The sequence below is a fragment of the Candidatus Nanosynbacter sp. TM7-008 genome (assembly GCF_022828245.2).
GTDB lineage: Bacteria > Patescibacteriota > Saccharimonadia > Saccharimonadales > Saccharimonadaceae > Nanosynbacter.
Genome location: NZ_CP157587.1, coordinates 1 through 11,328, shown reverse-complemented (window position 1 = coordinate 11,328; position 11,328 = coordinate 1). Strand labels below are relative to the sequence as shown.

The window sequence follows — 11,328 nt, the reverse complement described above, 5'->3', positions numbered from 1 at the left end:
AATATAAGCAGTATGTCGGTGTATAAAGTTCCTCAAGATGTCGAGGCGGAGGACAAACTGCTCGGGCCGTTTAGTTTCCGACAGTTTGTGTTCTTAATTATAGCTGTTATCGGAATCGCTATTGCATACGGTTTGAGTACAATTTTACTACCTTTGGCAATAATTCCTGTGCCGATAATTTTATTCTTTGGAGCGCTGGCTTTACCGCTTAAAAAAGATCAACCGATGGAAGTTTATTTGGCAGCAGTCATTTCTTTTATGCTAAAACCAAAAAAGCGTCTATGGCAGCCTGATGGAATTGAAAGATTAGTCGAAGTTATCGCACCAAAAGTCGAGGAGAAGACTTACGGAAATAATTATGATCAAGCCGAAGTCCAGCGAAGATTGTCATATTTGGCGAATCTGGTGGATAGTCAGGGTTGGTCAATTCGTGGCGTCAATAATCCGAATAGCTCGATGCGTGCTGATTTATTCAACGAAGGACAGGCAGCTAACGACATATTGGATGAAAATAGTGCTACGGCGCAAAATATCAATCACTTAATAAATCAGTCAGATGTTCGTAGGCGACAAGAAGTCATCCAAAAGATGCAAACAGGGCAATCTGCTACACCGCCTCCTACGCAAACACCTCAACCATCTCAACCAGATAATCCTACTCCAGCCGCACCACTACAAATGAACCCGTACCCAACAATGCATCAATCTGTATTAAATCCAGTGTCCGGACGACCTGCCGCGAACACTTCAGCTCAAACTCAGCCGACAGCCACGCCGCAAACTAGCGTAAACGAGGTGCCACCTGCTATAATAGAACTGGCAAATAACCGCGACCTCTCGATTGAAACGATTGCGCGTGAGGCAAATCGAATTCAGCAAGAAAATAAATTATCAGATGAGGAAGTGGTGATTTCACTACGTTAGGTGGGGTTTATGCAACCAGAGTTACAAAATCAACAATCTTATCAGCAGGTTCCGCAAACCAATGCGGCTCTTCCTAATGTCCCTCAGCAGCCATCGGGGGCAATTGGTTCGGGACCAAATCCAACCGCGCCGTCTCCAGATAAAACCCCTGAGAATAAGAAGCAAAAAGGACCAATTAGCACCCAGAATACGTTACTTTTCTCTGAAATGCGCGAAAATATGATCATTATGAGCGACGGTAGTTTTCGAGCAGTGGTAGAATGTGAATCAATCAACTTTGACCTGATGAGTTCACGCGAAAGAGAGGGAATTGAGTTCAGTTACCAAAACTTCATCAACTCTCTGTATTTCCCAATTCAAGTTCTTATCCGTTCACGCCGCGTGGACATTGGTCCGTATCTGGACAGATTAGCTGAAATTCGCCGCAATCAAGACAATATGCTCCTCAATGTCCTAATGGACGATTATATGGATTTCATTGATATTCTGGCGCAAGAAGCAAATATTATGGATAAGAGCTTTTACGTTGTCGTTCCATATTATCCAGCTGGCGAGGAAAATGCCTTCAAGCAACAGACTAAGGGATTGTTCAATAGCTTCTTCAGTGGAAAAAAAGAGGCAACCGTAACAAAAATTGACCAAGTCACCTACACCAAAGCCAAAGATGAAATTAAGAACCGCATTGATTCGGTTATGAATGGTCTATTCCAAATGGGCGTAAAAAGCTGGCAATTAAACACCAGGCAATTGGGTGAGCTGTTCTACACTTCATATAATCCCGACACGTCGTCACGTGAATCGCTAGAGGACATTGACCCGAGCGAACTTACGACCACTTACGTAACTAAGGGAACTGGTCCATCACCGAGAGGAGGAAGGTCATAATGGCAAAGAAGAAATTAGATGCCGTTGATATTGCTGCTCAACAACGAGCACGAGAGCAAGCCGAAGTTGAACAGGCCTTCTTAACTGGTGTTCGAACTCTGCGTGATTTTATCGCGCCAAGTAGTATTGAGCTTCATTCTGACCATTTCAGACTTGGCTCAAAATATGGCCGCACAATGTATGTTTATGGCTATCCTCGCCAAATCTACACTGGCTGGCTTAGCTCAATCATTAACATCGATGAAGTGCTGGATATTAGTATGTTTATTTATCCAGTCGATACGCAAATTGTCCTAAATAACCTGCGCAAAAAAGTTACTCAGCTGGAAGCAACCATGAATATAAACATGGAAAAGGGAAAGGTGCGCGACCCAGGCTTGGAAGCGGCTTTGCAAGACGCTGAAGAATTGCGCGATCAATTGCAGATTGGCGCCGAAAAGTTCTTCCGCTATGGCTTATATATCACGCTTTACGCCGACAGCTTGGACGAACTAAACTTCATCCAACATAAAATTGAAACTATTTTTGGTCAGCAATTGGTGTTCTCAAAAGTGGCTTCCAGCCAGCAGGAACAGGGATTGAATAGCTCTATTCCACAATTGACCGATGAACTACAGATTCGCCGCAACATGAATACTGGCGCAATTTCAACCAGCTTCCCATTCACTTCAGCCGATTTGACGGACAATAAAGGTGTGCTTTACGGAATTAATATGCATAATAATGGTTTGGTGATTTTTGACAGATTCTCTCTGGAAAACGCCAATATGGTAGTGTTCGCTAAGTCTGGTGCCGGTAAATCATTTACCGTTAAATTGGAAGCTTTAAGAAGTATGATGGTCGGGGCTGATATTGTGATTATCGACCCAGAAAACGAGTACCAAAAACTATGCGACGCAGTTGGTGGCAGCTATATTCGATTGAGTTTAAGTAGCGACACGAGGATCAATCCGTTTGATTTGCCACGTGTTATTGATACTGATGAGGCAGATGACGCACTGCGAGCTAACTTAGTTACTCTACACGGACTACTCAGGCAAATGCTGGGCGGCGCAGGAGTAGGGGCCGGCGGGCAAGTAGTAGCAGGATTATCACCAGCGGAAGAAGCTGATATTGATCAAGCGTTAATCGACACCTACGCACGCGTCGGTATTACTTCGGATCCACTGACACACAATTCTACGCCACCGACAATTTCTGACCTATACGACACTTTGCTTCACATGGGCGGAACTGGTCCAAGTCTGGCTCAGCGACTTCGCAAATTTACCTCTGGAACTTTTGCTGGAATATTCTCGCAACAGAGTAATATTGATATTAATAATAATATGGTCGTCTTTAACATTCGCGACTTGGAAGATGAACTGCGACCGACGGCGATGTATATTGTTCTGAATCACATCTGGAACATTACGCGTACCGACCAGAGGAAACGTATGTTGATTGTTGACGAGGCTTGGCAATTAATGAAATATGATGATTCCGCCAATTTCTTATTCTCATTAGCCAAGCGCGCCCGCAAATATCAATTAGGATTAACGACGATCACGCAGGACGTGGAAGACTTCGTTGGAAGTAAAATGGGGCGAGCAATCGTTTCCAACTCCTCAATGCAGCTACTTTTGAAACAGTCTGCTAGCGCCGTTGACGTTTTGGCGCAAGTGTTTAAATTGACAGATGAAGAGCAGAAGCGACTAGCCAATTTCCCAGTTGGACAAGGATTATTCTTTGCTGGACAAAATCACGTTCACATCCAGATTCAGGCTAGTGATACCGAATATAATTTGATCAATACAAATCCCGTATCGCAACAAATAAAACCGTCAGATTCACCAATCGGCGGCTACGGAGCGGTGTAGAAAAATAGCGAGAAAATATGGCACGAGTTGATTACACGACGGATTCCGAAACTGACAGCAGATTAAATCCTGCTGAGCAGGCTGAGTCGGCTGGTTATGATAGCGGGTCAGAGTTAAGTGATCGCGAAAAAGATGCCATAAACGACCTTGAATCTCAGTTTGATAATAAAGATTCGGACTTGAATCCTAATCAAAACGATTCCGCCAGCGCTGCCGTTAATGACCAAGAATCTTCTGTTCCAAGCAACGGTTTTTATCAGCCGTCCAATGACAAAAAACGAAACAATTTAAAATCTACTCTAAAGCTTGCGAAAAAAAGTAGAGGCATAATAGCTATAGTCGGTATTTTACTTTCCGTAGCGGCTGCTTTTTCAGCTCTTCTACCACTAAAATTGAACTCTCTATTGGACAATATAGATCAGCAAATCGGAAGCGTTGCTCATTATTCAGTTGAAGAGCGCTTACAGTACATAACCACGCGCTGGTTGGCTATGAGAGTTATGAAAGAAGCCTACCCAGGAGATGAACACCTGGTTTTCTGTAAGGGCGGAGGTATAATATGCTCGCTCACTTCAACAAAATATTCTGCTTGGTTTGAAAAAATGCTTGATGCTAAATTTGAAAAAGAAGGCGTCAATGTAAAAGTAGTCATAAATTCCCATGGACGCTCAGGATTAGGAGGAAAGGCTTCTCATTTCACCATCAAAAGCGTTAACAAAGACCTTGACAGTGTAATGAAAGGCATAGAAAAAGAGGTTGGCCATAAGGAAATAAGGAAAAGAATTAAGAATGATATAAAACGAGTGCACGGTCGTAATTATTTAATGCGCTTTATATCCAAACGTATTCTATATAATAAATATGGCGTAAAATCGTTTAATATTATACCCGAAAAACACGTTAGAGCATGGAAAGATTTTAAGGCGAAGATTAAGTCTGAATTCGCTTCTCGTGCCATCGCAAAAATATCACCAAAACTTGCCGCCGTCTTATCGTGTATTAATGGTAGAGATGCCTTAGGTTGTGCAGAAACGCTCGATAAGCTTAAAACCAAACTAGATGGAGATGTAGAAAAAAAAGAGAATGCCCTTAAGGAAAAACCCAACGATCCTAAAGCAAAATTGGATTACGAAGCCGCTAAATCCAACAAAAATACTTTTAGTAAATTTACCGATAATCTAGCTAATGGCGACGGTCTTATTGCAAAAATAATAAACAAAGAGCTAATGAAAAAATTCACAACTGCTTCGGCTATCGTAGGCGCGATTGATATGGCTGCTGGCTTCATAGGTGCCCTAGACTCGGGTACTCTTGAAGTCATAGGGCGAGCTCAAGTCGCCCAAACCTACGCCTCTTTCGCTTACGATGAGGGCATTAGTCCAGTTGTGGTAAATGATATGATGAAAACTGGAGACTTACAAGATATTCGATATTTAGAGCTTGCGACAAGCTTATTTGACGGAGCAGAATCATCACCGCTGTACAGTGAAATTCAGGCTGGTGGAATCACATCATCTATACTCCCGATCCTATCTGGCAACAGTGTATCTGCATCTGGCGGAATACGAACTAAATGTACTGTTGACGGCAAAGAGAAGGTTGTTACATTAGATCCAGGCGAACTTGTTTGTCCTGAAAAGAAAGTTGTCCAGGATTATACAGCATTTACCAAAAATCCAGCATGGCAAGTATTAGCCGCAGTAGCTAACTTTTGGAATAATTCTATAGGAGCTGTAATTGACGTAGCTCAGGATATAGCATCCCAAATAACAGAACCTATCGTAAACTTTGTAACTCAATTACCTGGAATTAAGCAGGTATTAGACTTTTCGCAGGACATAATGGGCACCTTAGTGCAATGGGCAATTAGCTACATATTTAATATTCCAAACGTCGGCATTGACGCTCCAGGTAATAATAATTACGAAGGTTTGGTTGGCGCACAGATGGTCTCAACGGCGGATAGTCTAGAAAACGGCAAAACAGAGTCTGGGTCTGGTATCGGTGGTAAATTATTGAGCGATAATGAATTGGCGATGATAGCAACAAAAACAGAGCAAGAAGATAAAGAAGAGTTTGATCAGCAGCCGATGCTAGCAAAGATATTTGATCCAAACTTAAGAAATTCAGTAGCAAATCAAATGCTTGCTATAATGCCAATCGGTAAAAAATCTGCCATTAATTTCTTAGCGAAAACACCAGCCTTATTATTGTCGCCATTAATGCCGAACAGTCGAGCTTCAGCGGCTACTAATAGATTAGCCGTCATGAAATCTATGGGAATACCTTGGTATGGATATACAGATCCTGAAGTATTGAACGCCGATCCAAATAAATACACCGCAGAAACCTGTAAGACATACGATGAAACTCGAAAGAAGAGCTTAGAGAGAGATAGAAGCACAGGGTATGTCGTTCCTGTTTACAAAACCTCCGATCCTTGTGCTTTAGAGGAGGTAGTAGCTGGTATATTAGCGGAGCGTGCGGGCGATACTGATAGTAAATATTACATTAAAGATCCTAGTGGCAGTAGTAATAGTTCAAAGTCTTCATCTTCAACCGGTGAAGCTGTCGGAGAGCCCGAATTAGAAGAGGCACAGCAGACAGGATGGGGTGGTCATAGCAATGGCGAAATTTCAGAATCAGATTTACAAACCCTATCATTTTCTCCTGAAAGTAAAATGAATAAACAGGCCGCGTCGGCTATGGAAGAGATGAATAAAGCATATAAGGCTGATAACGGATCTAACTTAACCATTAATGAGGCATATCGAGATTGCGCAACACAAATTAGATATAGTAAAGAACTAGGATCAAGAGCGGCTCCAGCCCCCCCATGTATATCAAACCACGGTTGGGGTCTTGCTGCGGACATTAATGTTGGAGGTTTTGATTCTCCCGTATACAAATGGCTCGAGGCGAACGCGCATAAATACGGCTACGTTAATCCGCCTTGGGCAAAGCCTGGCGGCAGCAAGCCTGAGCCGTGGCACTGGGAGTATGCAAGGAAGGTTTAATTAAAATGAAAAAGTCTATTATATTTTCTATGATCGCAATATTATTACTATCGCAAAACGCCTCAGCTCTAACGGAGGCTGATTATCCTGCTCAAAATATACGATTATACAGTTCAAAAAGTTCCGCATGTACCGAAGCAGCAGGATCTGTGTCGGCTGAATTATCTAAAAACATCCCGTCGGACTGGGGGAAAATTTTTTCCGCAGCAGCAGAAAAGCACGGCGTTAATCCTAACTTTCTAGCAGCATTATACTTAACAGAACAGGGAAACACTTGGAAACCACTAAACTCTCAATGGGCATCTTCACCGGTTGGCGCTAGTGGTCCTATGCAATTTATGCCGGGAACGTGGAGTGGTCACGCCGAAGACGGAGACGGGGATGGTAAGGCTGATATTATGAACCCTTATGATGCTGTTTTTTCTGCCGCACACCTAGTTAAGTCTCTGAGTACTGATAAAAATACTCCATTAGGCGACATTGGTAGTCCATGGAAGCGGGAACCTATGACAATTCTATATGCAGCAGGTGCTTACAACTGGGGTGGCGGCAATATTCAAAATCACACATCAGATTCTAGTCCTTTAACTGATGCTCCAACGGAAACTCAAAACTATCTTAAAAATATCTACGAACTATTTAACAGCGACTTTACAAAATCAGGTCACCCAAACTACAAAGATCCGGCACCTTCAGGAGAAGGTGGTAGCGAAAATAGCTCAGCTAATGTGTCAAATTGCGCAAATAGTGGCGGCGTTCATGCCGGAAGTATAGTAGAAACGGCAAAAGGAATGATAAATAAAGACAACCCCGGCACACCCTCACAGGCATATATAGATGCTCGTGCTAAATACAACCCTGAAGCCGGTGGAGATATGAATGACTGTGGAAAGTATGTATCTACTGTTATGCGTGCCAGTGGAGCTGACCCAGACTACCCGCCAGCAGGCACCAGCATCCAAAGAGATTATGTAATGAATTCATCAAAATATACTATCATAAATACTAAATCTCCTAGTGATCTTCAGCCTGGCGATATATTAGTCTACAGCGGTTCGGGATCTTACGGGCACACAATGATATATATCGGAGATCAGGGTGACGGTAATGTCGCAGTAGAGGCATCTCTTGGAGATCATCCTCCTAGATACGCAAATATTGGTCGCGTACAGACTCAATTGGGATATTCAACTAACGTAGTAGCGAGGTTAAATAAATAATTATGTTCAATACTTTTATGCAATTAGATCGCAAAGTTAAGATTGCTATTATTTCATTCGTAGGGTTATCCATTTCACTTATAATCTACGCAGTTTATCTACTGCAATTCGATGCCACGATATATGTATATTCCATACCCGACAACTTGACGATGTCTTATGGCGACGTAAAAAACCAGCAAATTTCATCCAGGAAAGATATTAAAGTAAAGCACGGTAACTATAAATTTACTTTCTCAGCTAACGGATTTGAAAGTTATACTACAGAAATAAATATTAGCAAAAATGAGAAGAAAAACATCATATTCGCCTTAGAACCTATTACAGATGAAGCTAAAAAAGAATATGCAAAAGACAAGTACACCGATATCAAGGAGGGTATAGCTGGTAAAAAAGGTAAAGAAGCTACTCGTCAATTGGAAAATAAAAATCCTGCTATCAAATCTTTACCTATCCACGGCAGAGATTTCTATATATTTCCATGTGACAGATATCGATCTGAAGGAGATAAGACTATAGGAATATGTATAACAGTAACGGACTATTTTAACCGCTCTCAAATTGACGAGGCGTTTGCCAAGCTAAAAGAAAAGGGAATAAATCAAGAAGACTATGATGTCAAAGTCAATAATCACATCTGGCCAACAGAGAAAGAGAAATCTACAGGAGTTGCAGTTCAATGTAGAGGCTCAAATCCTGGCTGGTGCTACATCTATAGAGATATTTAGCTCTTAAGCGGCATAATAATGTGCGTATAATCAGGATTTTTTATCTGCTCTCGAATTACACACGGCGACAATTTGCCATTGAACGAAAATACAATTTCATCCGCGTCAATAATATTCAAAACTTCCGTTAGGTAGCGTGAATTAAGAGTTACTTGACCATCTGCGGATATTTTAGCTGTTGCCTCTGAAGTGTTCTCACCAAGCTCAGACGCAATCGAATGAATAGAAAGCAGGGAATTTTCCTCTGATGCAGTAATTGTAATTCCACCGCCAGATTCACGCGCGAATAACGCCGCAATTTTCGTAACTCGACTAAAATCAGACTTCTTAATAACAATCTCAGTTTCAGCAGTCGCTGGAATCAATTGACGATAATCGGGGAATTTTCCGTCAATCAATCGGCTAACAATTTCCATATCTCCCGTCTTAAAACAAACTTGAGAATCATCAAAAAGAACCGTAATTTTCTTCTCATCGCCGACACTCTTACTAACTTCCGCCAGAGTGGAAGCGGGAATAATAGCCGACACTTCATTGTCTGACTTTATTAGACGCTTTTCTGCCAGCCTGTAGCCATCAGTAGCAGCCAAGTATAACGACCCTTCGTAATTGTGCCAATAAACTCCCGTAAGAACTGCTCGCGTGACGTCAGAGCTGACAGCCAACTTCGTTTGGACTATGGCTTTCTTAAGATCCTCAACGTCAATTTCATATTGCATAGCGGTTTTTTCGTCAATTGTAGGCAGCTCAGGATATTCATCAGCCACCACGCCATTGATAACTGATGAGAATTTTCCTGAAGTTATATGCAAATGCTCGTTTTTGGTTTCAAGTTCCACTGGGCCGCTTGGTAAGTTTGTAATGAATTCTGACACCAATCGGGCAGGGATTGTAATAGATCCATGATCTTCAATTTTCGCGCCAATGTATTGAGTGGAAGCAATTTCCAAATTCGTTCCAGCAATCAATAATCTTCCTCCATCAGTGCGAAGTAAAATATTATTCAATATTGGCAGTTCATTACGACTTGATGCGATATCTTTAATTAGATTAAGTGCTTTTGCGAGTTTTTCTTGGGTGACTGATACTTTCATTATACTTTCCTTAATTTTTAATTAGTCTTAATAGTAATAGGTGTTGTGGAAACTGGGTAAAAAATGTGTTCAAACAGGGGTGAAATGGCGATGAAATAGGTGGAAAACTCTGTGTGTTATTTGTGGACTTTATAGTGGATATTTGTGTATTATTCCACCGTCTGCTGATTTGTCGTTTTCTTTCCACAGATCTGTGTGTCGGTAAGTCACCGCGAAAACACAACATCTGCACAGCTTTTCCACAATTAATGAACATATAATTTATCCTTAATATCGTTAATTTGTTCGCGAATACTGGCGTTGGTAAGACTTTCTTTAGTGATTTTTTCAATTGAATGCATAGCGGTTGTGTGGTCCTTTCGTCCAAGTTCTTGGGCAATTTTCGGAAAACTCATTTTCAGCTCACTACGTAGAAGAAACATCGCAATTTGCCTTGGCATCGCGATAAATTTATCTCGCCTGGATGAGCACATATCTTTTACGTCAATATTATAATAGCGCGCCGTCTTATCAATTATTTGTTTGGCAGTTATGTGCTGTGGTCTATTACGTTTAATATCTCCCAAAATTCCTTCAGCCGCCGCTAAATCAGGAGTGAAATTCTGCATTTCCGCATAAGCAAGCAGTCGATTCAAAGCGCCTTCCAGTTCGCGAATGTTTGTCTTAAAGTTAGTTGCCAGATATTCTACAACATCGGAATCTAGTTCAGTGTTGCTGAGTTCAGCTTTCGCTTTAACAATAGCGCAACGAGTTTCATAATCGGGCATCTGAATATCAATCGCCATACCCCATTCAAATCGACTACGCAAACGATCGGTTAGAGTAGGAATGCTTTTTGGAGGTTTGTCTGAGCTAATAATAATTTGCTTATTGTTCTGATGAAGATCGTTAAATGTATGGAAAAATTCGTCCTGAGTTTTTTCTTTCCCAGCGATAAATTGCATATCATCGACAATCAATACATCTACATTGCGATATTTATCAGAAAAACCTTTTTTCTTGAAACGAATGGAATCCAGGAACTCATTAACAAACGTTTCCGTAGTGATGTAAAGCACGCGCGCCGAAGGTTGTTTTTTAACTATCTCGTTACCAACAGCTTGCATTAAGTGAGTTTTACCAAGCCCAGAACCGCCGTAAAGATAGAGCGGATTATATTTTTCTCCTGGATGTGCGGCGACCGCTTGGCAAGCAGCATAGGCCAAATCGTTACTTGAGCCAACGATGAAGTTGTCAAAGGTGTACCTGGGATTAAGATTACTAGAATGAGATTTCCTCGACGGTAAAATCAGTGGCTTCGCTGGTTCTTTTTGTCCACTTTTATCAACTTCACGATTAACGCGCGGTTTTTTATTGCTAGATTCGACGTTATAGGAAATAGACGGGGCGTTAATGCCATTGTGAGCCAGGGCTTCTAATATTTGCGGATGAAATCGCTTTTCAAGTTGAGTTCTAGCAAAAATATTCGGCGCAATTATAAGAACTTCTTTGTCGGAGATTATTTCCAATTTGGTATTTTTGAACCACGCAGTAAACGACGAAGACGATACAGTTACTTCAATCTCACCTAAAACACCCTGCCAAACCGCATGACTATCCAC

Annotated in this window: 8 protein-coding genes; 6 read left to right on the top strand and 2 right to left on the bottom strand. The window is 41.6% G+C overall.

Annotated elements, in window-relative coordinates; genetic code table 11:
- Positions 1-12: 12 nt before the first annotated feature.
- Genes LRM48_RS00040 through LRM48_RS00015 form a run of 6 tightly spaced genes read left to right on the top strand, consistent with a single transcriptional unit; the run spans position 13 to position 8,633 of the window.
- Complete coding sequence (locus LRM48_RS00040) at positions 13-924, top strand: PrgI family protein (protein WP_243812133.1); 912 nt, start codon at positions 13-15, stop codon at positions 922-924.
- Between the two features lie 9 nt (positions 925-933).
- On the top strand, positions 934-1,809 hold the full coding sequence (locus tag LRM48_RS00035) for a hypothetical protein (protein WP_243812134.1): 876 nt from the start codon (positions 934-936) through the stop codon (positions 1,807-1,809).
- The gene (locus LRM48_RS00030) at positions 1,809-3,668 is read left to right on the top strand and encodes a VirB4-like conjugal transfer ATPase, CD1110 family (RefSeq protein WP_129631974.1); all 1,860 of its coding nucleotides are present in this window, start codon (positions 1,809-1,811) and stop codon (positions 3,666-3,668) included. The genes LRM48_RS00035 and LRM48_RS00030 overlap by 1 nt, the downstream gene beginning before the upstream one ends.
- A gap of 17 nt (positions 3,669-3,685) precedes the next feature.
- Positions 3,686-6,685 (top strand): M15 family metallopeptidase, encoded by a 3,000-nt coding sequence (locus LRM48_RS00025; protein WP_243812135.1) that lies wholly within the window; start codon positions 3,686-3,688, stop codon positions 6,683-6,685.
- 5 nt (positions 6,686-6,690) lie between these two features.
- Entirely contained in the window at positions 6,691-7,905 is a 1,215-nt protein-coding gene (locus tag LRM48_RS00020) for a lytic murein transglycosylase (RefSeq protein ID WP_275973509.1), read from the top strand.
- A gap of 17 nt (positions 7,906-7,922) precedes the next feature.
- Positions 7,923-8,633 carry a hypothetical protein gene (locus LRM48_RS00015; protein ID WP_426303681.1) on the top strand — a complete coding sequence of 237 codons (711 nt, stop codon included), beginning with the start codon at positions 7,923-7,925 and terminating at the stop codon, positions 8,631-8,633.
- Here the strand turns inward: LRM48_RS00015 and dnaN are convergent.
- Positions 8,630-9,727, bottom strand: coding sequence for a DNA polymerase III subunit beta (dnaN, locus tag LRM48_RS00010; RefSeq protein WP_243812137.1), 1,098 nt, complete (start codon positions 9,725-9,727; stop codon positions 8,630-8,632). The genes LRM48_RS00015 and dnaN overlap by 4 nt on opposite strands.
- A 245-nt stretch (positions 9,728-9,972) precedes the next feature.
- Positions 9,973-11,328 carry a chromosomal replication initiator protein DnaA gene (dnaA, locus tag LRM48_RS00005; protein ID WP_243812138.1) on the bottom strand — a complete coding sequence of 452 codons (1,356 nt, stop codon included), beginning with the start codon at positions 11,326-11,328 and terminating at the stop codon, positions 9,973-9,975.

Excerpts from the sequence above, each read along its gene's own strand:
- LRM48_RS00040 (WP_243812133.1), top strand. The coding sequence starts at position 13 with ATGTCGGTGTATAAAGTTCCTCAAGATGTCGAGGCGGAGGACAAACTG.
- LRM48_RS00035 (WP_243812134.1), top strand. The coding sequence starts at position 934 with ATGCAACCAGAGTTACAAAATCAACAATCTTATCAGCAGGTTCCGCAA.
- LRM48_RS00030 (WP_129631974.1), top strand. The coding sequence starts at position 1,809 with ATGGCAAAGAAGAAATTAGATGCCGTTGATATTGCTGCTCAACAACGA.
- LRM48_RS00025 (WP_243812135.1), top strand. The coding sequence starts at position 3,686 with ATGGCACGAGTTGATTACACGACGGATTCCGAAACTGACAGCAGATTA.
- LRM48_RS00020 (WP_275973509.1), top strand. The coding sequence starts at position 6,691 with ATGAAAAAGTCTATTATATTTTCTATGATCGCAATATTATTACTATCG.
- LRM48_RS00015 (WP_426303681.1), top strand. The coding sequence starts at position 7,923 with ATGCAATTAGATCGCAAAGTTAAGATTGCTATTATTTCATTCGTAGGG.
- dnaN (WP_243812137.1), bottom strand. The coding sequence starts at position 9,727 with ATGAAAGTATCAGTCACCCAAGAAAAACTCGCAAAAGCACTTAATCTA.